Here is a 21,674-nt window from a genome sequence, read left to right as displayed (position 1 = left end):
ATCAGATTGGATCCGTCGCAAGTCCCCTCTCCCTCTGGGAGAGGGCTAGGGTGAGGGTCTTTGCTCGAGACCCGCGGACCTGGAACCACTGGCCGTACACAGGGGAACAGGTGCCCCAGTTGCGACTGACCCTCACCCCGACCCTCTCCCAGAGGGAGAGGGAGGAGGCGGTGTCATGACTCGACCCGTAGCGCTCGTCACCGGGGCATCTCGAGGCATTGGCAAGGCCGTGGCTCTCGAGCTCGCGAAGCGAGGCCACGCGGTGGGAGTCAACTACCTGCGCAACGAGGTCCAGGCCATCGAGACGGTGGATGCGATCCGTGAGCTCGGGGTGGAAGCCTGTGCCCTGCGAGCGGACGTGTCCTCCGCCCCCGAGGTGGCCGACATGTTCCGGAAGCTCGAGGAGACGCTCGGAGAGCCCTCGGTGCTGGTGTGCAACGCTGGCATCACACGGGACACGCTGCTGGGAGCGAGCGAGCCCGAGGACTTCGACAGCGTGCTCCGAATCAACCTCGACGGCGTGGTGAACTGCTGCCGCGAGGCGAGCCGCCGGATGGTGGGGAGGCGGCGAGGAGCCATCGTCACGCTCTCGTCGGTGGGAGCGCAGCGGCCCGGGCGGGGACAGAGCAACTACGCGGCCTCGAAGGGGGCGGTGGAGTCCTTCACGCGAGCCCTGGCGGTGGAACTGGCCCCGCGAGGCATCCGGGTGAACGCGGTCGCCCCGGGCCTCATCGACACGGGGATGACGTCCGATCTCCAAGCCCTGGCGCCGGATGAGCTGAAGCGCCGAATCCTGCTGCGTCGCCTGGGCCGCCCGGCGGAGGTGGCGCGGGTGGTCGCCTTCCTGTGCGGTGAGGATGCGAGCTATGTCACCGGGCAGGTGTGGAACGTGGACGGAGGGTTCAAGCTGGAATGAGGACCGGAGAAGACATGCTGTCGTGGCTGAGCACGCGCCGCAGCGTGCGGGCCTTCCGAGCGGACCCGGTGGGGCGCGAGGTGCTGGAGCGGGTGATGGAGGCCGCGACGACGGCGCCCTCGAACACCAACCGTCAGCCGTGGCGCTTCGCGGTGGTGACGAGCGCGAGCGGGCGCCGGGACATCGCCACGGCGGTGCGAGAGCGGGCCGAGGAGATGAAGGCGATCATCCGCCGGGGCCACCACGCGGAGGACTTCGGCAACTACGGAGACTTCTTCCACGAGCCGCTGGAGAGCGCGGCGGCCATCGTGGTGCCGCAGTATCGCGAGTACCCGGATCTCATCGCCAACCTGCTGGAGTCCGGGGGCGCCAACCCGAAGGACTTCCACACCGCGAGCGCGATGCAGGCGGAGCTGTGCTCCACGAGCGCCGCGTGCATGACGATACTGCTCCAGGCGCATGCGGAGGGCCTGGGAGCCTGTTGGATGGCGGGGCCGATGGTGGCGAAGGATCGCATCGGAGCGCTGCTGGACATCCGCGAGCCCTGGCGGATGGTGGGAGCCATCGCGCTGGGGTGGCCCGCGGAGGAGCCGAAGCGCCAGCCGCGCAAGGGGTTGGAGCGAGTGGTGAACTGGTTCGAGGACACAGCCGGAGGAGGGGACACGCCATGACGCAGCCCGCGCAGGCCGAGAAGGACGTGGTGCAGGTGGTTCGAGAGGTCATCGCCGAGGCGCTCGCCCGGGATGTCTCCGAGGTGCTGCCCGAGCACAACCTGATGGAGGACCTGGGGGCCGAGTCGCTCGACTTCCTGGACATCGTGTTCAAGCTGGAGCGCGCCTTCGGCATCCAGATCACGCGCGGGGAGATGGAGCGGGCGGCGCGCGGGGACATGACGGACGAGGAGTTCGCCCCGGCGGGAGTCATCTCCGAGGCGGGCCTGGCGCGGCTGCGCGAGCTGATGCCCGAGGCCGCGGACCGCATCAAGCCGGGCCTGCGGCCGGTGCAGATCCTCGCGCTGTTCTCGGTGCGGACGTTCGTGAACCTGGCCGAGGCCAAGCGTCAGGGACGCACCGCGTGAGCATGACACTCATCCTCGTCCTGTTGGCCGTCCTGTTCGTCGCGTACACCAACGGTGCGAACGACAATTTCAAGGGCGTGGCCACCCTCTTCGGGAGCGGCACCACGGACTACAAGCGGGCGCTCGGCTGGGGCACGGTGACGACGCTCGCGGGCTCCATCACCGCCCTGTTTCTGTCCGAGCAGCTGGTGAAGACCTTCACGGGCGCGGGACTGGTCCCGGACACGCTGGTGGGCTCCCCGAGGTTCGTGGGCGCGGTTGCCCTGGGAACGGCCTCCACCGTGTTCCTGGCCACCCAACTGTCCTATCCCATCTCCACGACCCATGCGCTGACGGGCTCGCTCATCGGTGCCGGGCTGGTGATGGGAGGGACGGTCCACTTCGACGTCCTGGGCTCGAAATTCTTTCTGCCACTGCTGGTGTCGCCGCTGCTCGGGACGGCGCTCATCTCCATTCTCTACCCGCTGCTTCGTCGGCTGCGCCTCCTGTTGAGGGTAGGCCGCGAGTCCTGTGTCCTCGTGGAGGAGCAATGGGTGTCCGCCTCGGGAACGCCGGGCGGAGCCGCCTCCGTCGCGGTGGCCGTGCAGCAGGAGCGCTACCTGGGAACGGTCCTCGCCATCCCCGCGCAGCAGGCGCTGGATGCGGCGCACTACCTGAGCGCGGGCGCGGTCTCGTTCGCCCGTGGGCTCAATGACACCCCGAAGATCGTCGCCCTCCTGATGGCGGCCCAGGTGTTGAGCTTGCGCTCGGGCGTGGCGCTCGTCGGTGGCGTCATGGCCGTGGGAGCCATCCTGAGCGCCCGCCGCGTGGCGGAGAAGATGGGCAAGGGCATCACCGAGATGAACAATGGCCAGGGCTTCGCGGCCAACCTGGTGACGTCCGTGCTGGTCCTGGGCGCCTCGCGCTTCGGCGTCCCGGTCTCCACCACGCACGTGTCCTGCGGAGCGCTGTTCGGGCTCGGGGCGGTGACGGGGCAGGTGCGGTGGAAGGTGGTGGCGAGCATCGTCCTGGCCTGGGTCATCACCCTGCCGGTGGCCACGGTGCTCTCCTCGGCCGTGGCCTTCGTGCTGACGCGCTAGGGAGCGGTGCTGACGTTGGGGCAGGCTGGCTGTCCCCCGGTGAAGAAGTACTCGTTCACCCGCTGGAGGAGATGCCCGTTGTCGGTGGAGGGGTTCGTCTGGGCCTGCTCCCCGGCGCCGAAGATCATCCCGAGCCCGTGGGAGGCGGCGACCTCGCCCGGGTGGTCGAGGAAGTAGTCCAGCCGGTTGTCCTTCCAGTGCTGGGTGTAGCCGGGCAGCGACATGTTGCCCACGGGGATCTGCCACCACAGGTTGGGCAGGCCCATGCGCTCCGAGAGCGCCTTGGACCACCGGAAGGCCTGACGGAAGTTCGGGAGCGAGGCGTTGGTCGGGTCCCACCAGTGGTCCGTCCCCGTCGTCACCTGGTACCACTGGGCATCGCGGTCGCTCGTCTCCACCACGATGAAATCCCCGGAGCCCGCGCCGCACTCGAGGAGGAAGTCGGCCACCTTGCGTGCCTCTGACTCCACGTCGAAGGTGGGGTAGCGGTTCATCATGGCGTCCACCTTCGTCCCCCACGCCGAGGCATGCAGGCTGACGCGGGCGTTGGGGGCGTACCGGCGCACCATGGAGATCATGCAGCGGCCCATGCCGGCGATGCTGTTCTCCACGCCCGTGCAGTCCGTGGGGTTGGCCGAGGCGACCGCCGCCGGAATCAGGTGGGGATTCGTGTTCACCTGCTGGGCGTAGGCCCAGAAGTCTGGCTCGATGTGAAGGAATGCAGTGGAATTCCCAATCTGCTTCAAGACGAAACGCCAGTCATTGAAGTAGCGCTGCATCAATGCAACGTCTTGCGCCTTGGCGACCTCCTGGGAGCCCTCCGCCGCGCGGCTGGCGTGAAGCATCTCGTAGTAGGTGATCATCGGGATCTGCCCCAGGGTGGTGGTCTGCGTGATGAAGTCGCGCAGGTACTGGCCCGGGGGGAGCAGATCCGACTGCCAGCAGGCCCACCAACCACACCCACTGAGATTCAAATTGGAGCAGGACTGTCCGGCGGAAGTGCAGGTCTGGCACGAGGTGCACGGCTGCGTGCTGTCGAACAGGCCGCCCGCGAGATAGATGTAACGGACATCGAATGGTGCCAGTCCGGCCACGACGCTGTCCGTCTGCGCGCCGACGAGCACGTGGTCCTTCCCGAGCGACTGGAGCAGCGGCTCGGCGAGGCAGCTCGTGGGAGGAGGCGTCCCCGCATCGGAGCCGGTGCCCGCGTCCGGAGTGCCCGCGTCGTAGCCCGTGCCCGCGTCATATCCGGTACCGGCATCGGAGCCCGTGCCGGCGTCCGGAGTGCCGGCGTCGTAGCCGGTGCCGGCGTCCGAACCGCCATCCGGCGTGCACTTCCTGCACTCCCTCGGGCGCGCGTCGGCATCGCGCGGGGTTCCGCCAAGGATGGAGAAGAACAACAAACCGGGGAGCAACAGAGACAGCCACTGGGGGCGGGTTGGCATGTGGCACCTCTCGGAATTCGAATCGGAAGCTTTGACGTAAAATCAGACTCCCGATCCAAGAGGACGGCCACGCATCAATCATTCCCAGGCATTTGATTTCATGTCAGGGATTGCGGTGATGATGGAAGTTTTCGCCGCAATCCAGGAATTTCCCGCGCCAGCGAAAGTTTGCAGGGAACGTCCCCGTGCGAGTGGCGCCCAGGAGACGTTCAAGCCCTACTTTCGGCCAGGTCCGAGCGTGTGCAGGGGAGGCCGGGGCGCCTTCATGTAGCGGGAGTCCCGCTCACGATAGAGCACGTTGTAGGCGCAGGAGGGGACGTTGGTGCCATCCGGCTCCCGGACACCGACGGGGCAGGCGCGGATGCGATCGGTATCGAATGTCTCCTCGTCCATGTGCGCGTGGACGTAGAGGGCCTTGGTGCTGGCCTCGGCGATGCGCAACCGCTCCTGCTCCGAGAGCCCCGGTGCGAAGAGCTCCTGGGTGAGGCGCTTGAGGGCGGCGAGCACCTCGTCGCGTTCCTCGCAGTCGATCTCCCCGGCCCAGAGCCGGTTGATGAGATCCTGCAGCTTGCCCTCCAGCTCCGGACCGGGCTCCAGGTAGAGCGAGCCGCCGAAGAGGGCGCGCATGTCCTTCCAGTCCATGAAGCGGGTGAAGGGCAGCCAGCGCTCCGGCCCGAGTCGCAGCACGTACGTGACGAGATAGCAGAGCGGGTGGGCCGCGGGAGAGGGCGCGAAGTCGCGCACGCGCAGCCGGCCTTCGGTGTGCCGCTCGATGTCCTTCAACACGTCCACGGTGGTGTAGCGCGCGCTGCGAGCGAAGGCCGCGCCGCTCTGTCCGGTGAAGGTGAGCGTGTGGAGCTCCAGGCTGCGGATGAAGTCCTTGGAGAGCGCGAGGTCGATGAACCGGGCCACCTCGTGGTCGTTCACCCCGCGCGCGAGCACGGGCAGGAGCGTGGTGTTGACGCCGTGCTTCTCCAGCAGGGCGAGCACGCGCATCTTGGGGCCCGCGAAGTCCCCGCCCAGCATGTCCTTGTTGGCCTGCTTCTCGAACGAGTCGAACGAGAGGATGACGCGCGCGTCCAGCCGGGCGAGCTTCTCCAGGAGCCACTCGTCCTTGAGGAAGCGCATGCCATGGGTGGAGACGGTGATGCGGTGGATGCCCTCCTCGTGGCACAGCTCCACCAGCCGCTCGAAAGCCGGGTGTTGGGTGGGCTCGCCACCGGTGAGGTTGATGATGCGCCGCTCGGGGGCGGCCAGCCGCAGGTGCCGCAGGAGGGAGCGCAGCTCGTCCTCGCTCATGTGCCAGGCGCCCGCGTTCTTGTTGTGCGTGTAGCAGATGGGGCAGTCGAGGTTGCACGCGGAGGTGATGGGCACGATGGGCAGCAGGAGCCGCTGCTCGTGCCGCGTGCAGGGGCCGCAGTCATAGGGGCAGCCCTGGGAGACCTCCTTGCGCGCGGTGGGAGTCTGCAGCTCGGGCGGGTACGCCATCACCTGCTCGTACCAGGCGGCGTCCGAGGAGATGACCACCTCCGAGGGACCGTGCTCGGGGCAGGCCTTGGTCATCACCACCTGCTCGCCGCGCCGCCACAGCTCGGCCGGAAGGGTGCGCTTGCACTTCGCGCAGAGGCTCGTCGTCGTGTGCAGCCGGGTGTCAGCCATGGGCCTGCTCCGAGTCACGGATGGGATGGGGCCGCCGCTCGCGATCGCGCCAGAGCTTCAGCAGCCGGAGGAACTCGACGGAGGGCGCATCCGCGGCGACGCTGAGCGGCCGGGGCTGCGCGAGGGTGATCTTCCATACGGCCTGCTTCGCCAGTTGGAGGTCCTCGCGGATGACCTGGCGCGTGAAGGCCCGGCCCACCGCGTCTCCGAAGGGAATGTGGCGGAGGTAGTTGCGCAGCACGAAGACCCAGACGCGCGTGTTCTCACCATCCTCGGGGGTGGCGAGGAAGAGGAGCTGCTGCCGGCGCCCACCGCCCATGTCCACGTCGAACACGGTGTTGCCCGGCATGTCATGCCGGACGCGGATCTCCATGTCGAAGTGGGACACCGAGCCATGGAGCACCCGTGTCCAGAACGAGTACCGGTGGCGCGTGGTGACGCGGGCGGTGAAGCCGAGTTCGTCACCGCTCACGACCGGGTAGCCCCCTTCGAGCACCGGGTTCTGCCCGCCGTAGGAGAGCCGGTGCACGAATGGCACGTGCGTCACATCGAGGATGTTCTCGACCCACCAGTCGAAGGGGAGGGCAACGGACTCCTGGATGTGGAAGGCGCGGAAGGAGGGGTCCTCCAGGGCCTCGAAGCGAGGCGGAGGCGCCACGGCGGTCCCGGGCGCGCCGAGGTGCGTCCAGATGAGCCCCTGTTGCTCGATGACCTCGTAGACGCGGGTGCCTCCGCGAGGCAGGGCGCGGCCGGGAGGCTCGGAGGGCACGCCCACGCAGCGTCCGTCTCCGTCGAAGCGCCAGCCGTGAAAGGGGCAGGTGATGCACCCGTCGCGCACCGTCCCTCGTGCGAGGTTGCCGCCCCGGTGGGGACAGCCAGCGGCGAGCACGCGCGCCTTGCCCTGGGTGTCCCGGAAGAGCGCGAGCACCTCGCCAGCGATGCGGCGCTCGAGAGGTGCCGTCCGCAGCTCGCGGCTGTCGGCCACGGGGTACCAGAATCCTCGGAGCTGCGTGGCGGCGGGGTGCATCGTGCCTCCTCTTCGAGGCACGGCACGCTAGCAGTTTTCATCTGATCAACACGTACAAGTAGCCAATCTCGGAATCGTCATTCCCCTCAGGATGAATTACGAACGCCCTGGATTTGTGTCTGCCCTCCACGGACGCGCTGAAGCAGGAGCTCCGCACCGAAGAGGAGTCCCAGCGCTTCGAGCGCGTGGAAGACACGGACGGCCCAGGCCCCTGGGAAAAGCCCTCTCATGGGCCCCCAGGCCTCGTGCATCACGTTGACATTGAGCGCCGGTGGTGTGGCCAGGATGCTCACGGTGAACGTGGCGAGGACGATCCCCCACGCGGCCCGCCAGGTGCGAGGCGGCAGGCCCGTGCCGCGCAGTGCGCTCCATCCCGCCCCCAGCGGGAGGAGGTGCACCAGCCAGGATGTCGGTGACGGCCGCTCTCCGAAGATGACGTCGATCAGGAAGGCTGGCATCCCCATGCCGACGTGGATCAGGAATCCCACCGCCACCAGCCACCGCACGGAGGTCAGCAGCCCCACCGCCAGGAGCGCGGAGGCGACGTGGCACACCCACAGCATCTCCGGGAGGCGTGCCTGTCCCTTGGTCGCGGCATGGAGGACCAGCGCGGCCAGCAGCGCGAGGCCGAGGCCTCGCCGCATCACAACCCTCCGTTCACGGCCAGCACGGCGCCCGTCATGTACGTGTTGTGCAGGGCCAGCCAGAGGATGGCGCGAGAAACCTCGGTGGCGTTGCCCCGGCGGCCGTACGCGCTGAACTTGCGGAAGTCCTCCCCCAGTCGTGCGTCGACGCTCTGGGAGACACCTCCCTCCAGGAGGCCCGGCGTGACGAGGTTCACGCGAATCCCCTTGGGTCCCAGCTCCTTCGACAGCGCGCGCACCATGGCGCAGAGCGCTCCCTGGGTGGCGGCGAAGTGAGCGGGGACGGGCATCGGCCGGCTTCCGTCGTAGGACGCGGTGAGCACGATGTCTCCACCGCCGCGCGCCGCCATGGGCCCCGCGAGCGACTGGATGGCCAGGAACGCCGAGCGCACGTTGATGGCGTGCAGCGCCGCCCAGTCCTCCTCCGAGATGTCCGCGAGCGCCCGGTCCTGTCCCACGCCCAGGCAGTGCACCACCACGTCGGGCGTACGGCCCTCGGATTCCAGCGAGGCGCAGAGCCGCCGGATGGCTCCAGCGTCCCGCGCGTCCAGCCCGTGCGCCCGTTGCTTCAGCTCGGCCTCCAGGGCCCGGGCGCGCTCGGCGGAGGTGTGCCAGGTGAACTCCGCCGGCACATCCGCCTCGGCCAGCCCGCGCAGCACCGCGCTCCCGAGATACCCCGTTCCGCCGAACACCAGTGCCCGTCTCACGCTCTCTCCTCGAGGCCCAGCTCGTACCTCAGCGAGGGCTGCTGCCGCACCCGCCAGATTCTCTGGTCCAGGTAGTAGTGGTGGAAGAAGACGCCCCAGTACAGGGCGAGGAAGAGCTGGCCCACCGCGCTCGCCTCGGGGAAGAGCGAGCCCACCGGAGAGGCGCCCCTCACCGAGTTGAGCAGCAGGTAGAGCAGCGACACCGCCACCATGAGGCCATAGGCGGCCACGGGTGCACGGCCGATCATCGCCGCGAAGGAGCGCTCCTCGTGCCGCGAGAACCGGCGGCGGTTCGCGGCCACCACGATGCCCAGGTACTGGATGCTGTGCATCACCCCACCCACCATGGCCGCCGCCATGAACATGTGCTCGGGCGTCTGGGGCCCCTGGACGATCGGCTCGAAGGGGCCGATGACGAAGAAGGGGATGATCGCCGAGCCGAACGCGGCGCAGAGGAGGAAGAGCGAGGGACGCCCACCCCTGCCCCGGCGCATGCGCACGGCCGCGAAGGCGAGCCACGCCAGCGACAGCAGCACCAGGGCCACGCCGCCCCCCACCAGGACGACCCTTCCCATGAAAGGCAGCTCCGCGGGGAGCCCCAGGATGAGGCGGTTCTGGGGATGTCCCAGGAGGAAGAGCCCGAACGAGGCCCACAGCGAGACGTACAGGAACCGGGAGTCGATCCTCCGTTCCAGCGGCGAGGCCCGCGCGAAGCTCTCGTAGAGGGACAGCAGGCCGTAGTTCTGCCGGACCGCGTGGTGGAACGACCAGAGCGTGGCGAAGCCGAGGAAGAGATCGAACGCGGCGCGCTCGCCCGTGAGCCGCAGCAGGCCCCACGCCACGAGCCCCGGCACGAAGAAGAGGAGGCTGCCCACCAGGAGCCGAGAGCGCTCCTTCCGCTCACGTGTATCCAGATAAGTCCGGCCGAACGTGGCCAGCAGGTGGGGCCCGTCGAGCAACAGCAGCCACGCGGCCCACAAGGGCAACAGCAGCACGGGCCACGCGAGCACGGCGAGGCCCGCGGCCCCCGCGAGCAGACTGCTCCCGAAGAAGAAGAAGCCATCGAAGCGACGGCCGCCGATCCACCCGGTCTCCGTTACCGAAGCTCGCATAGGTACTCCACCGCGTCCCGGCAGGCGTGCACGAACGCCGCGAGCCGCTCGCTTCCCGTATCCAACGGGGGCTGTAACCTCAGCACGCTCCAGTCGTGGCCACACACGTTGACGAGGAAGCCGGCCCTGTAGAGCCGGTGGCAGGCGAGCAATCCCACCGCCGAGCGCTCGCTGTACTCGGGCATGCCCAGGTACTCGAAGGTGAGCGAGGGATGGTCGGCGGCCCGCAGTGCCACCCCGGCCAGCAGGCCCTCTCCGCGAATCTCCTCGACGAGCGGCAGCCCTCCGAGTGCCTCCCGGAGCGCGCGGTGCAGCTCCGCCCCCCGCTCGCGCACCCGCTGGAGCACTTCGTCGGTGAGCAGGTCCAGGAAGGCGAGCGAGGCGACACAGGCCAGGGCGTTCCCGCTGAAGGTGGAGGCGTGGGACTCGGCGGTGGCGTGGGTGCCGTAGGCGCGGTCGAAGACGTCCGCCCGCGTCAGCATGGCCGACACCGGCATCAGCCCGCCCCCGAGTGCCTTGCCGAGCACCACCACGTCCGGCCGCCGGGGCCAAGTATCGCTCGCGAGGAAGCGGCCGGTGCGCCCCAGCCCGGTCTGGATCTCATCGGCCACCAGGAGCACGCCGCGCCGCCGGGTCTCCTCGCAGAGGAAACGGACATACTCGGGTGGGAGGACGCGGACGCCGCCTTCGATCTGGATGGGCTCGACGACGAGGGCGGCCACGTCCGGCGAGGCGAGCGCGGCCTCCAGGGCGGCGAGGTCGCCGAAGGGCAGCCGGTCCACGGCCGGCAGGTAGGGACCGAAGGCATCCCGGTACGTGCCCGGGTGCATCATCGACACGCCGCCCATGGTGTAGCCGTGGTAGCCCCGCTCCAGACAGAGGATGCGCGGCCGGCGGGTCGCCGCGCGCGCGAGCTTGAGCGCGGACTCCACGGCCTCGCTGCCGCCGCTGACGAAGAAGGCCCGGTCCAGGGCCCCTCCGGTGCGCTCGGACAACCGGGCCGCCAGCATCCCGGCGTACGGGCTGATGACGGACGTGAAGTACGAAGGTGAGTCCCCGGCGAGGAACTCCTGCATCGCCCGACCGACGTACGGGTTGCGGTGCCCGAAAGCCTGCGTCCCCCAGCCCGAGAGGAAGTCCTCCACCTCGCGGCCATCGGAGTCCACGAGCCGCCCCTCGCGGACCGCCACCACCCGGTAGGGCTCGTTGGTGATCTCCGCGCGGGTGATGCTGAGGGGATTCACATGGCGGCGGAACAGCTCGTACCCCTCGAGGAGGGAAGGGCGCGCGGCGCTCATAGCCCACCGTCGAGCGCGATCTTCGCACCCGTCATGAAGGTGTTCTGGGATGACACGAGCCAGGTGGCGAAGGCGGCGACCTCCTCCATCGTTCCCACCCGCCCGAGCGAGGCCTGTCCCTTGTATTCGGCGATCCGGTGCTGCGGCAGCCGGCTGGCGAGTCCTCCATTCAACAGGCCCGGCGCGAGGTAGTTCACGGCGATCCCGTACTTGCCGACCTCGGCGGCGAGGGACTCGGAGAAGCCCTTGAGGGCCGCCTTGGAGGCGGCGTAGTGGACGGGGCTGCTCACGACGCGGTCGGTGGAGAACGAGCCGATGTTGAGGATGTGCCCGCCGCGAGCGCGGAGCATCGGTTTGAGGGCGGCGCGGCTGAAGAGGTAGGCCCCCTTCACGTTGACGGCCATGACGGCGTCCCAGTCCGCTTCGTCCATCAGGGCAATGGGGAGCACCTGGGTGATGCCGGCGTTGTTGACGAGCACGTCCAGTCCGCCCCAGGCCGAGCCGACGGCATCCACCGTGGCCGCCGCGTGCTTCCCGTCCGTGACCGAGCCCTGGAACACCAGTGGCTCGCAGCCCTCCGCCTGGAGGATCCGCCGCGTCTCCTCGGCATCCTCGGTGCGTTTGGAGTAGGTGAACGCCACCTTCGCGCCCGCTCGGGCGAACGCCAGGCAGAATGCTCGGCCCAGGTTGCGCGAACCGCCGGTGACGAGGCATCGCCGCCCTTCGAGCAGGCGGGCAGGAGAGGTCGGGTGTGAGGTCACGAACCGACGATAGGCGAACCCGGTTCAACGTGCGCTCGAATGGCTGCCTGAGCCCTTCCGAAATGACCCGAAGAGGGACGGATATCGTGCCTACATTTCGCTACATTGGTGCCACGGAGGCATGTGCAATGCCTACATCCACCCACCAGTATTCCGACCCATCATGCCTACATTTCCGCACAAAATACAAATATGCAATAGATATACATTTTATGTCTGTTATTGTTTGGAAAATGTATGTCAATCAATGGCGTAAATCAATAAAACATATGCATATGAATTGGTATTGCAATTAAATACAGACAATGTGTCGTGTTTTGTGTTTGTGATATATGTATGTCTTTGCCTGTGTTTGTGTCTGTCTTTGGGGTAATGAAATACATGCATCGACTGGGCGCGAGATGGCTCCCGCGCTCCAGTACCATCGGCACCAACGGCGCGGCGGAGTGGCTAGCCGTCTGTTCCCGTGCGGGGCAGGGCGATCACCGCGGCCCCCATGGATCCCACGTTGGCGCTGTCGATGCTCGCGGTCCGCGCCTTCTGGCGCGCGGCGGCCCTGAGCCGGGTGAAGATGATCACGTAGGACACGTTGAGGACGAATGACACACAGCTCAGCACCATCACCCAACGGCGCTCGGGCGGGAAGTGGAGCAGGATGCAGATGCCGGCGGAGGTCGAGCCCACCAGCTTCAGCCAGGCCGCGGGATAGGACATCTTCGCCAGGCCCGCGGCTCCCTCGCGCTCGTGGACGAGCAGGAGCAGCCCGATGAACTGGATGGCCATCGTCACGTCGAGGATGGTGGCCGAGCTCAGCCCGGCGGGATCGTCATTGATGGGGCTGAAGGCGAGAAGGATCGCGCCCCACGAGAGCATGGCGCAGGCGATGAGCGCGGAGCCATACCGCCGCAGGGCCTCCGTGGTGAACTGCTTGGGGCCATGACGCAGCAACAACCAGCCGATGTAGCAGTTGAGCGGAAAGTAGATCCTCAGTCCCCACACGGCCAGCTCGCCCATGTTGGTGCGGAAGACATATCCCCACAAAAACTCCCACGCGATGTTCCCGCTGAAGGCGAAGGCTGGCATCGCGGTGAAACCGTATTTCCGGGCGTCGAGGATGACGAGGATGTAGACGGCTACCCAGAATGTTCCGCTGATGCCGAAGAGCGCCATCTCCAGCGGGGAATAATCCACGAGATTGAGCAGTGGGGCATTCATGACTGGCGGGGCGCCTCGGCTGGAAGGGTGGAGTGGCGAGAGAGCGTCCAAGATTAACCGCAGTCACGTTGTGAACGCGAACGGGGGGCGTCGTGGATTTTCTTTCACTCGACGTATGACATCAGCCTTCACGGCGCTACCCCGGACCAGACAGACCGGGAGGGAGACCGCCGGGCCACACGAAGCGGCCCGGCGATCTAGGGACGGCTCAGGCGGCGCGCACCTTCGCCGGAACCACCGCGGGGCCGCGCACGGCCAGGGACATGCTCCACTGCACGGGAGCCTCGGTCTTGGAGATGATGCAGCGCGACAGCAGCACGTCCAGGGCCACGCGGGTCTCCAGCCGCGCCAGGGACGCGCCCACGCAGAAATGGATGCCGTGGCCGAAGCCCACGTTGTGGGGTCCGGGGCGCGTCAGATCGAACTGATCCGGATTGGGGTACTGGGACTCGTCGTGGCACGCCGAGGCGAGCATCACCATCACCATCGAGTGCTTGGGGATGGTCACCCCGCCCAGGGTGGCGTCCGTCGTGGTGATGCGCATCAGGCCGTGGGCCACGGGCTCGTAGCGCAGCAGCTCCTCGACGAAGCGTGGCAGCAGCTCCTCGCGGTTGGCATGCACCTTGGCCTGCAGCTCCGGCTGGTTGAGGAGGATCGTGCACGCCAGACCCAGCTGGTTCACCGTGGTCTCCAGACCCGCCGGCAGCAGCGTGAAGCAGAAGGTCATCAGCTCGTCGTGCGTCAGCTTCCGGCCCTCGATCTCGCCCCGCATCAGCTCGCTGATGAGATCATTGGTCGGGTTGCGGCGCCGCTTCTCCAGCTCCGCGCCCAGGAACTCCTCCATCTCGGAGATGGTGGTGCGGATCTCCTGCTGGCGCTTCACGTCGTCCGGCATGACGGTGCCGATGGCGGCCATGTCCGTCGACCACCTGCGGAAGATCGGGCGCATGGAGGCGTCCATGCCCAGCAGCTCCGCGATGGCGGCGGCGGGGATGGGCAGGGTGAAGGAGTCCACCAGGTCCACCTCGCCCTGCTTGATCATGTTGGACACGCACTGCTCGGCCACCGAGCGCAGCAGCGGCTCCAGACGAGCGATGGAGGCGGTGTTGAAGGCCCGGCTGATGAGCGCCCGGAGGGGAGCGTGGCGGGGCGGATCGGTGAAGCTCACCGAGGCGGCCACCGGGTTGCGCTCCAGCCAGGGCGGCTTGAACGCCAGCGCCATGCCCTCGGAGCTGAAGACCTGGGTGTTCTTCAGCACCGTCATGATGTCGTCGTAGCGGGTGACCGCCCAGATCCCACCGGGTTCCACCTGGCATACCGGCGACTCACGGCGCAGCCGGGCATAGTGGGGGTAGGGCCAGGCCCGGAAGGCTGGATCCAGCAGATTCAATCGTGCTTGCGTCATGGTATCGAGTGGTCCTCGACTGGGGGGGAATGCGAATGCCAAGTGTAGGACAAACCGGAGCGAGGGGGCAAAATCCATCCCACCCGTCAGGTCCATGCCTGCCTGCCCCCAGTCTCCGAGGGCGGGCCGCCTTGCCCGGTTGCCCTGCGTGCGGGGTCCGTCCGAGCGCCCGATACGGTCTTCTGAAGGGGGGACTTTGCGCTAGGGCGGCGGGCCTCTAGGATAGCGTCCCCAATGAAGCCGGATGATCTCTTCAACAAGACCCTGCAGCTGACCCTCGAAGGCTTTGAGCAGAGCATTCGCCGTTACATGCCGGAAGGTGTCGCCCGCGAGTACTACCTCTGGGCGCTCTCCGCGAAGGATGCGTCTGTCCGCAAGGCCTGGCTGGAGGTGATGGGTGTGCCTCAGCTCGTCCAGCTCACCCTGCTGCTGTTGGAGGGCTCGGTCCCTGCTGACAACAAGGAGGGCTGGGAAGAGCTCATCAAGGCCACCGTGCCGATGAACGTCTACCAGCTCTACGAGATCATCTCGGACAACCTGGCGATCGGCCTGGGCAGCAAGGCCGCCGACGACACCAGCTACGAGCAGCGGCGCGAGGTGATGCTGGCCTTCAACGACGCCATGGTCCGGCGCATCAAGGGCGCCCCCGAGTCGGCCGCCGAGCTGCTCGCGCCGGTGCGCTCCACCGTGGAGCACATCTCCTCCTTCGAGCAGAGCCTCAACCCGGCCAAGCACCGGGACGTCGCCGAGAGCTACCGCAAGGAGGTCCGGCTGGCTCCTGGCGAGCTGGAGAACACCCTCTGGCCCGGGCTGCTGGCCAACATCGAGTCGTGCAGAGACCTGGTGCGCGCCTCCGAGGGCATGGTCATGGGGCCCCTGATGACGCAGGCGCTGATCGGCCGCTACCGCGGGGTGAGCAGCCTGGTGGAGGACCCGGGCATGGCCTTCTCGCGGCGCATCCACGTCGGGGTGGAGACCATCCTGGTGGAGGCGACGCTGGACTGGTACGTGGGCGTGCTGGGCGAGCGCATCCTGAAGCTGAAGAACTTCCGCCAGCAGGTCGAGGACGGCACCGTCTCCGAGGCCCTCTATTACACGGCCCTGCTGTTGCGGTTGCTCAACGATCTGGGCCCCGCCCTGGTCACCCAGAGCGAACAGGAGCGCAAGGACTTCTTCCGCGAGCTTGGGGCGCTCTCCCGTGCTCCCGCCACCCAGCCCCTGTCCGAGCTGCTGCGGGAGAACGCCGGCCGGTTCGGCGCGAAGCTCACGCGGCTGGTGAAGGACATGCAGCACCGGGAGTTCAACGTCTGCCTGTTCGGGCTGATGGATGCCCCCTGCTCGCGGGCGCTCCCCCTGCTGGAGCAGCGGCTGGCCCATGCCTCCCTGGTCTACATCCAGGCCTACCAGCGGCTGAATTCCCTCACGGAGTTGCTGAGCCAGCGGCTGGATTGTGCCACGCTCGGGGTGATGATGCAGCGCTTCGTCGGATTCCACGTGAAGCTCTACTCCCGGCCCTACAACGAACAGGCCGGCGAGTACGCCGTCTGAGGACCCTGCCTCCTCGCCGCGCCCGGTCGCGAACCTTTTCCCCTTTTTCCCGCCTTCAACCGCCGTCGTGAGCTTTCACATGGACTCGAGCGGAATCAAAGACCTCACCAACAAGCTGTTCTCCCAGTATCAGCGCTCCACGGGTCCCTCGACCCCTCCGGTCATCTACCTGCTCGCCCTGGTGCTGGGGCTGACCTGGAAGCAGGCCGGGATGGTGCTGCTCGTCCTGGGCCCGACGATCCTCTTCCCGCTCAGCTCGGTGGTGCCGAAGATTGGCATCAAGCGCGCGCTCGAGCACGCCTTCGACCCGAGCATCGATGATCAGCCGGAGGAGCGGCTCAAGCGGCTGCTGAAGATCCCGCGCATCATCGAGGTGTGGTCCCTGGCGTGCGGCGCGTTCGGCACGATGGTCTTCGCCGGCCTGGCCAGCGCCTATTACGGCAACAGCCTGTGGATCGCCCCCTGGGCGGCGCTGCTCGTCAGCCTCCTGTCGGCGCTGCTCGGCATCCACATGCGCGTCAACTCCGAGCAGGTGCTCAACCCCTACGTGAAGGCGGAGTTCCACCGCCTCAAGGAGTTCTCGCTCAAGGGCAGCGGCCTCTTCTGGACGCGCCACAAGACGTACCTGCCGTACACCTTCGCCATCTACGTGCTCTGCACGGCCGCCGTGTTGCTGACGGTGATCGGCCGGGGCGTCTACGACATCTTCACGGAGTTCGTCGGCGGCACCGACAAGCTGACGACGGCCGTGGAGTTCAAGCAGGCCTTCCTCGTCATGCAGGAGAACCTGCTGGATCGCATCACCCTGCCGCTGATCCTCCTGGGCGTCTACCTGGTGACCGTGGCGGCGGCCTCCGCGTGGCGTCTGGCCATCTACCAGGCCAAGGGCACCCAGTCGGTCCAGGAGGCCATCGAGGCGCTGGCCTCCGGTAACCCCAAGCTGCCCGAGTGGGTGAGCTCGGACGAGATCGGCGACCTGTCGCTGGCCACCGCCAAGGTGTTCGTCCACCTCAAGAACTTCTCCCTGTCGCTGGGTGAATCGGCGCGCTCGCTGGGTGACTCGGCGCAGTCGCTGGGTCTGTCCGCCGCCAAGCAGAACGAGATGCTGACCCGGCAGGCCAGCGCCCTGCAGGAGACGCAGGTGACGGCGCAGGAGATCAAGCAGACGTCGGAACTGGCCTCGCAGAAGGCCGAGGGCGTGCTGCAGCAGGCGGAGAAGGCCGACGAGATCAGCCGCACCGCGGAGGACAGCGTCGAGCGCAGCGTCACCAGCCTGCAGGAGATCCGCGATCACGTGCAGCAGATGGCGCAGCACATCAAGCAGCTGGGCGACAAGACGCGGCAGATCGGCCGCATCACCGCCACGGTGAAGGACCTGGCCGACCAGTCCAACATGCTGGCGCTCAACGCGAGCATCGAGGCGGTGCGCTCGGGCGAGCACGGCAAGGGCTTCGCCGTGGTGGCCCGGGAAATCCGCCTGCTGGCCGACCAGTCCATCCGCGCCACCAACGACGTGCGCGCCATCCTCCTGGACGTCAGCAACGCCATCAAGACCACCGTCTCCATCACAGAGCAGGGCTCGGCGCGAGTGGAGGAGGGTCTCAAGCAGGTGCGCGAGTTCGGCGACAGCATCCGCCTGCTCTCCGGCATCGTGCGCGAGAGCGGCTCCTCGGCCCGTCAGATCTCCGCCGCCGTGTCCCAGCAGAACATCGGCATCTCGGAGATCTTCCAGGCCGTCAACGACATGTCCAAGATGATGGACGAGACCATGGAGCGTCTGAAGGCCTCGGACAAGACCATGGGTCTGGTGCAGGGCGTGGCCGCGAAGGTCAGCGGCTTCGTCACCAGCTACGGCTGGCAGCAGGTGGGCACGGGCGACGGCCGGGGCACTCCGGCGGATGCCAACGCCCCCGCTCAGTCCACCTGATCAGTATTTATCCAATCGATGTGAAACGGGACGCCAGGGAGGAGGACCTCCCTGGCGTTGCTGTTTATTACGGTTCATGAAGACGTGTGGCCGGTCCATCGCACGTGATGGCTGGTATTGATTTATTTGTCTCTAAGCGGGTGGGGGAAGTTGCTCGACAAGCAGGCGGGCCGCACATAGGCTCCCTCGTACTGCCTAGACAGGACCCACGGGCCAGACGTGACGTGAAAGAACCCAACGAGGGGCACATGTCCAACGCCGCGCGACCCCAGCTCAACCCCGTCAGCCCAGAGAATCTCACCAATCCGGTGCCGCTCTACCATGAGCTGCGCACCCACGAGCCGGTGTACTGGTCGGACGCGGTGCATGCTTGGTTCGTCAGCCGTTACGACGACGTGTTGGCTTGTCTGCGCGATCCGCACCTGAGCGCCAACCGGCTCAAGCTCTTCGAGAACCAGATGAGCGCCCTGGGGACGGACGTCATCCGGGACTACATGGCGGTCTCCAGCCGGCAGATGCAGATGCGCGATGGTGTGGACCACCTACGCCTGCGCCGGCAGGCCAGCCCGGGCTTCTCGCCCCAGGCACTGGATGCCTGGCGGCCGACGATCCGCCGCACCATGGAGATGCTCGTGGACCGGGTGCTGCCCCTGCGGCGCATGAACTTGGTCAAGGAGCTGTCCTATCAGCTGCCCCCGCTCGTCATCGCCGAGCTGCTGGGCATTCCCGCCCAGGACCGTGGGCGCTTCCAGCAGTGGGCCTGGCCCATGGCCGCGTTCTCCCAGCCCACGCCGGGCGCGGACATCCTGACCCTGGCGCGCCAGGCCAACGAAGCCACCATCGAGATGTCCCGCTACCTGGTGGGGACCATCGAGGAGCGCCGCCACAGCCCGGGCCATGACGTCCTCAGCCGCATGGTGCAGGCCCAGCAGGACGGGCAGATGACGCTGGATGAGCTGGTGGCCAATGCCATCGTCATCCTCTCCGCCGGCCACCTCACCACCACGGATCAGTTCAGCAACGCCATCCATGATCTGTTGGCGCACCCGGACCAGTTCCAGAAGCTGAAGGACGACCCGAGCCTGCTGCGCTCGGCCGTGGAGGAGATCATCCGCTTCAACCCGGCGGTGCCCTTCACCTTCCGCATCGCCACCCGGGACATCCAGCTGCGCGGGCGCAACATCCGCCCGGGGGACATCGTGTTCCTGGGTCTGGCCGCGGCGAACAGGGATCCGGCGGTCTTCCCGGATCCGGACCGCTTCGACATCACCCGTGACAGCGTCCACCAGAAGCACATGAGCTTCGGGTTCGGCTCGCACCACTGTCTGGGAGCGGGTCTGGCGCGCCGCGAGCTGGAGATCGCCATCGAGGTGCTGCTGCACCGGATTCCCGGGCTGCAGCGGGACGAGTCCGAGGTGCCCCGGCTCAAGTGCCACAGCCTGCTGTTCCGCGGCCTCGAGGCCCTGCACGTGAAGTGGTGACGCCGACGGGCAGGGGGGCTGGACGTACCGGCGGGTGACCGGAGAGCATGAGCTCATGCGACTCCGGAGCGCCCTGGTGCGCCTTCTGGGGCTCGTCCTGGTCGCGTTCTCACTCCAGGCGTGCCCGAGCCCCGATGAGACTCCCCCGCCGACCTCCTCCTGTGCCTCCACCTGCGAGGGCTGTTGTCGTGTGGACGGCAGGTGCATGCCGGGCACGGCCCTCACCGTGTGCGGTAAGAGCGGGAATGCATGCCAGAGCTGCGCCGGCAGGGCGTGCGTCGACGGTGCATGCGCGGCGGTGGCCGACGCCGGGAGCACTCCGCCAGACGCGGGGACGACTCCTGACGCGGGCAACGTTCCAGATGCGGGCAACGCTCCTGACGCGGGGCAGGGGAGCGGTGACGGCGGAGTGGACGCGGGGCAGCCTCCGGACAGCGGAGTGGACGCGGGCGTCGTCGCCACGGGCAACGGTTGCGCGGATCCCATTCCGATCAAGGTAATCGACGGTGGCGCCCAGGTGGTGGGTGATACCTCCGGTCACGAGGATCGCGGCGCCGGTCCGTGCGGAGGGTTCGGCGGACGGGATGTGACGTACCTGCTCCAGGGTCCCTCGAGCGGGCAGCTGGTCGTCACCGTCGCGCCCCTCACGAGTGGTGGACTCAAGCCCGTCGTCTACATGAGCGAGCTGTGCGATACGCCGAAGTACTGCGTCGCCGCGGGGACGGCGGGCGGCACCGCCACGCTGGTGATCCCCGCTGCATCGAGCGGGAAGTACTACCTCTGGGTGGATGGGGCGCCGGGCACCGCCGGGTCGTACTCGCTCACCGTCAATGCCAGCGCGGCCGTGGGTGAGTCCTGCGGCGCCCCCATCCCGCTGCCGTTCGGCGAGGGCGAGGCGAATGTCTCGGTGGCGGACACGCGCTGGTCGAACGAAACGCGTGGGAGCTGCGAGACGTGGACGTCCAGCGGGGATCACGTGTACCGCCTCACGGTGGACCGCGTGCAGAACCTCGAGGTGAACGTGTCCGCGGAGGTCTTCCTGGGGGACACGTACCTGCGCTCCGTCTGTGGCGGAGGTGAGCTCGCGTGCAGCAGCAGCGCGGGCAACAGCAGCGTCATCCGCCAGCAGGAGCTCGCGCCCGGCACGTACTACCTCTGGCGTGACACGCCCGGGGACGAGTACGAGCTGTACGCGCACCTCTCCGACCCCATCCCGGGCGACACGTGCGCGAGCGCCAGGCCGCTCGTCTTCTCCAAAGGGGAGGAGGGCGGGACCGCGACGGTCACCACCTCCCTCCAGGGGACGTTCGACAACAACACCCCCGGGTGCGGCTCGTCGGCCCAGCCGGATCTCGTCTACACCTTCACGACCTCCAAGCCCTTCGACTTCCGCGCCAGCGCGAGCGGCCAACGCCTCTCCCTCCGGAGCGCCACCTGCACCGGGCAGGAGCTCGGATGCGGCGCCAATGGCCTCGCCCTGGGCCAGCTGCCGCCCGGGACGTACTACCTCTGGATCGACAACGACTCCTCGGGCGCCCGGACTCCGTTCACCCTCTCGGCTTCCCTCTCGCCTCCCTCCCTGGGGGACTCGTGCCTCGACCCCGAGCCCCTGGTGTTCTCCGGGGGCTCGCTCGGCGGCGATGCCAGGGCCCAGGGCGACCTGTCCACCCGCTTCGGCAACTCGCGCGCGAGCTGCGGCGGTGGCGGCGGCGATCACGTCTACACGTTCACCACGTCCACGACGCTGAACCTCCGCGCTTCCACGAGTCAGGGCCATACCCTGTATCTGCGCTCCGGAGCGTGTCCGTCGGACGTGGAGGTGGCCTGCAGCCGTTCCTATGAGGGGGTGGAGGCCGTCGAGCTGAACGCCGGAACGTACCAGCTGTGGGTCGACTCGGATTCGGGCGGCGGTGCGTACTCGCTTTGGGCTTCGCTGACGCGGCCCGCCTGCCAGGACCCCCTTCCGCTCGTCTTCTCGGGCGGGGACACGGGCGGGCCTGCCACCGCGACGGCCAGCGGCAGCACCTTCACCGCGTTCTCCACCACCCAGGGCTCATGCGGCGGCACCGGAGGCAAGGACGTGGCCTACGTGTTCGAGCTCACGGAGCCGCGGCGCCTCGACGCCACCGTCACGTCCACGAGCCCGTACCTGCGGCCGGTGCTCTACCTGCGCGCCAGTTGCGGCGCCGACGAGCAGGCCTGCGTGGCGGCCCCGGCGGCGGACTCCCCCGCGACGCTCTCCACCGGCGTGCTGCCACCTGGGAGGTACTACCTCTGGGTGGACGGGTTCACCGGCTCGGCGGGCCCGTATTCCCTGTCCGCGACGCTGCGCTGACACGCGAGGTGAACGGAGGGGGACTCGCGGCGTAGGA

Annotated in this window: 18 protein-coding genes; 8 read left to right on the top strand and 10 right to left on the bottom strand. The window is 67.8% G+C overall.

Features of this window, described 5'->3' with window-relative positions; translation table 11 throughout:
- Positions 1 to 175 precede the first annotated feature (175 nt).
- From JRI60_RS27470 to JRI60_RS27455, 4 genes are read left to right on the top strand one after another with little or no spacing between them, the layout of a single operon-like run.
- Positions 176 to 916 (top strand): SDR family oxidoreductase, encoded by a 741-nt coding sequence (locus JRI60_RS27470; RefSeq protein WP_204218844.1) that lies wholly within the window; start codon positions 176 to 178, stop codon positions 914 to 916.
- Between the two features lie 14 nt (positions 917 to 930).
- Positions 931 to 1,587 carry a nitroreductase family protein gene (locus JRI60_RS27465; protein ID WP_204218843.1) on the top strand — a complete coding sequence of 219 codons (657 nt, stop codon included), beginning with the start codon at positions 931 to 933 and terminating at the stop codon, positions 1,585 to 1,587.
- Complete coding sequence (locus JRI60_RS27460) at positions 1,584 to 1,994, top strand: phosphopantetheine-binding protein (protein WP_204218842.1); 411 nt, start codon at positions 1,584 to 1,586, stop codon at positions 1,992 to 1,994. Before JRI60_RS27465 ends, JRI60_RS27460 begins: the two co-directional genes overlap by 4 nt.
- A gap of 2 nt (positions 1,995 to 1,996) precedes the next feature.
- A complete protein-coding gene (locus JRI60_RS27455) occupies positions 1,997 to 3,073 on the top strand; it encodes an inorganic phosphate transporter (RefSeq protein ID WP_239470848.1) in 1,077 nt (358 codons plus the stop codon).
- Here JRI60_RS27455 and JRI60_RS27450 read toward each other — a convergent pair.
- From JRI60_RS27450 to JRI60_RS27405, 10 genes are all read right to left on the bottom strand, one after another.
- Positions 3,070 to 4,518, bottom strand: a complete 1,449-nt coding sequence (locus JRI60_RS27450; RefSeq protein ID WP_239469752.1) for a hypothetical protein — start codon at positions 4,516 to 4,518, stop codon at positions 3,070 to 3,072. The genes JRI60_RS27455 and JRI60_RS27450 overlap by 4 nt on opposite strands.
- Positions 4,519 to 4,734: 216 nt before the next feature.
- The gene (locus JRI60_RS27445) at positions 4,735 to 6,177 is read right to left on the bottom strand and encodes a radical SAM protein (RefSeq protein ID WP_204218840.1); all 1,443 of its coding nucleotides are present in this window, start codon (positions 6,175 to 6,177) and stop codon (positions 4,735 to 4,737) included.
- Positions 6,170 to 7,204 carry an aromatic ring-hydroxylating oxygenase subunit alpha gene (locus JRI60_RS27440; protein WP_204218839.1) on the bottom strand — a complete coding sequence of 345 codons (1,035 nt, stop codon included), beginning with the start codon at positions 7,202 to 7,204 and terminating at the stop codon, positions 6,170 to 6,172. Before JRI60_RS27440 ends, JRI60_RS27445 begins: the two co-directional genes overlap by 8 nt.
- A gap of 86 nt (positions 7,205 to 7,290) precedes the next feature.
- A complete protein-coding gene (locus JRI60_RS27435) occupies positions 7,291 to 7,848 on the bottom strand; it encodes a hypothetical protein (protein ID WP_204218838.1) in 558 nt (185 codons plus the stop codon).
- Positions 7,848 to 8,555 carry an SDR family NAD(P)-dependent oxidoreductase gene (locus tag JRI60_RS27430; protein WP_204218837.1) on the bottom strand — a complete coding sequence of 236 codons (708 nt, stop codon included), beginning with the start codon at positions 8,553 to 8,555 and terminating at the stop codon, positions 7,848 to 7,850. Before JRI60_RS27430 ends, JRI60_RS27435 begins: the two co-directional genes overlap by 1 nt.
- On the bottom strand, positions 8,552 to 9,667 hold the full coding sequence (locus JRI60_RS27425; protein WP_204218836.1) for a hypothetical protein: 1,116 nt from the start codon (positions 9,665 to 9,667) through the stop codon (positions 8,552 to 8,554). The genes JRI60_RS27430 and JRI60_RS27425 overlap by 4 nt, the downstream gene beginning before the upstream one ends.
- On the bottom strand, positions 9,652 to 10,965 hold the full coding sequence (locus JRI60_RS27420; protein WP_204218835.1) for an aspartate aminotransferase family protein: 1,314 nt from the start codon (positions 10,963 to 10,965) through the stop codon (positions 9,652 to 9,654). Before JRI60_RS27420 ends, JRI60_RS27425 begins: the two co-directional genes overlap by 16 nt.
- Positions 10,962 to 11,726 carry an SDR family NAD(P)-dependent oxidoreductase gene (locus JRI60_RS27415; RefSeq protein WP_204218834.1) on the bottom strand — a complete coding sequence of 255 codons (765 nt, stop codon included), beginning with the start codon at positions 11,724 to 11,726 and terminating at the stop codon, positions 10,962 to 10,964. Before JRI60_RS27415 ends, JRI60_RS27420 begins: the two co-directional genes overlap by 4 nt.
- Positions 11,727 to 12,176: 450 nt before the next feature.
- Complete coding sequence (locus tag JRI60_RS27410; protein ID WP_204218833.1) at positions 12,177 to 12,941, bottom strand: hypothetical protein; 765 nt, start codon at positions 12,939 to 12,941, stop codon at positions 12,177 to 12,179.
- Between the two features lie 208 nt (positions 12,942 to 13,149).
- Positions 13,150 to 14,346 carry a cytochrome P450 gene (locus JRI60_RS27405; RefSeq protein ID WP_204218832.1) on the bottom strand — a complete coding sequence of 399 codons (1,197 nt, stop codon included), beginning with the start codon at positions 14,344 to 14,346 and terminating at the stop codon, positions 13,150 to 13,152.
- 234 nt (positions 14,347 to 14,580) lie between these two features.
- Here JRI60_RS27405 and JRI60_RS27400 point away from each other — a divergent pair, with 234 nt between their 5' ends.
- From JRI60_RS27400 to JRI60_RS27385, 4 genes are all read left to right on the top strand, one after another.
- Entirely contained in the window at positions 14,581 to 15,894 is a 1,314-nt protein-coding gene (locus JRI60_RS27400; RefSeq protein ID WP_204218831.1) for a hypothetical protein, read from the top strand.
- Positions 15,895 to 15,973: 79 nt separating this feature from the next.
- The gene (locus JRI60_RS27395; protein WP_204218830.1) at positions 15,974 to 17,821 is read left to right on the top strand and encodes a methyl-accepting chemotaxis protein; all 1,848 of its coding nucleotides are present in this window, start codon (positions 15,974 to 15,976) and stop codon (positions 17,819 to 17,821) included.
- Positions 17,822 to 18,069: 248 nt separating this feature from the next.
- On the top strand, positions 18,070 to 19,302 hold the full coding sequence (locus tag JRI60_RS27390) for a cytochrome P450 (RefSeq protein ID WP_204218829.1): 1,233 nt from the start codon (positions 18,070 to 18,072) through the stop codon (positions 19,300 to 19,302).
- A 55-nt stretch (positions 19,303 to 19,357) separates the two neighbouring features.
- Positions 19,358 to 21,637: a hypothetical protein gene (locus JRI60_RS27385; protein WP_204229490.1), complete on the top strand. Its 2,280-nt coding sequence runs from the start codon at positions 19,358 to 19,360 to the stop codon at positions 21,635 to 21,637.
- Positions 21,638 to 21,674: the final 37 nt, after the last annotated feature.

Source organism: Archangium violaceum, from assembly GCF_016887565.1.
Classification (GTDB): Bacteria; Myxococcota; Myxococcia; order Myxococcales; family Myxococcaceae; genus Archangium; species Archangium violaceum_B.
Note: the sequence above shows the minus strand (reverse complement) of the source record. Positions and strands in the feature narration are given on the sequence as shown.

Excerpts from the sequence above, each read along its gene's own strand:
- JRI60_RS27470 (WP_204218844.1), top strand. The coding sequence starts at position 176 with ATGACTCGACCCGTAGCGCTCGTCACCGGGGCATCTCGAGGCATTGGC.
- JRI60_RS27465 (WP_204218843.1), top strand. The coding sequence starts at position 931 with ATGCTGTCGTGGCTGAGCACGCGCCGCAGCGTGCGGGCCTTCCGAGCG.
- JRI60_RS27460 (WP_204218842.1), top strand. The coding sequence starts at position 1,584 with ATGACGCAGCCCGCGCAGGCCGAGAAGGACGTGGTGCAGGTGGTTCGA.
- JRI60_RS27455 (WP_239470848.1), top strand. The coding sequence starts at position 1,997 with ATGACACTCATCCTCGTCCTGTTGGCCGTCCTGTTCGTCGCGTACACC.
- JRI60_RS27450 (WP_239469752.1), bottom strand. The coding sequence starts at position 4,518 with ATGCCAACCCGCCCCCAGTGGCTGTCTCTGTTGCTCCCCGGTTTGTTG.
- JRI60_RS27445 (WP_204218840.1), bottom strand. The coding sequence starts at position 6,177 with ATGGCTGACACCCGGCTGCACACGACGACGAGCCTCTGCGCGAAGTGC.
- JRI60_RS27440 (WP_204218839.1), bottom strand. The coding sequence starts at position 7,204 with ATGCACCCCGCCGCCACGCAGCTCCGAGGATTCTGGTACCCCGTGGCC.
- JRI60_RS27435 (WP_204218838.1), bottom strand. The coding sequence starts at position 7,848 with ATGCGGCGAGGCCTCGGCCTCGCGCTGCTGGCCGCGCTGGTCCTCCAT.
- JRI60_RS27425 (WP_204218836.1), bottom strand. The coding sequence starts at position 9,667 with ATGCGAGCTTCGGTAACGGAGACCGGGTGGATCGGCGGCCGTCGCTTC.
- JRI60_RS27420 (WP_204218835.1), bottom strand. The coding sequence starts at position 10,965 with ATGAGCGCCGCGCGCCCTTCCCTCCTCGAGGGGTACGAGCTGTTCCGC.
- JRI60_RS27410 (WP_204218833.1), bottom strand. The coding sequence starts at position 12,941 with ATGAATGCCCCACTGCTCAATCTCGTGGATTATTCCCCGCTGGAGATG.
- JRI60_RS27405 (WP_204218832.1), bottom strand. The coding sequence starts at position 14,346 with ATGACGCAAGCACGATTGAATCTGCTGGATCCAGCCTTCCGGGCCTGG.
- JRI60_RS27400 (WP_204218831.1), top strand. The coding sequence starts at position 14,581 with ATGAAGCCGGATGATCTCTTCAACAAGACCCTGCAGCTGACCCTCGAA.
- JRI60_RS27395 (WP_204218830.1), top strand. The coding sequence starts at position 15,974 with ATGGACTCGAGCGGAATCAAAGACCTCACCAACAAGCTGTTCTCCCAG.
- JRI60_RS27390 (WP_204218829.1), top strand. The coding sequence starts at position 18,070 with ATGTCCAACGCCGCGCGACCCCAGCTCAACCCCGTCAGCCCAGAGAAT.
- JRI60_RS27385 (WP_204229490.1), top strand. The coding sequence starts at position 19,358 with ATGCGACTCCGGAGCGCCCTGGTGCGCCTTCTGGGGCTCGTCCTGGTC.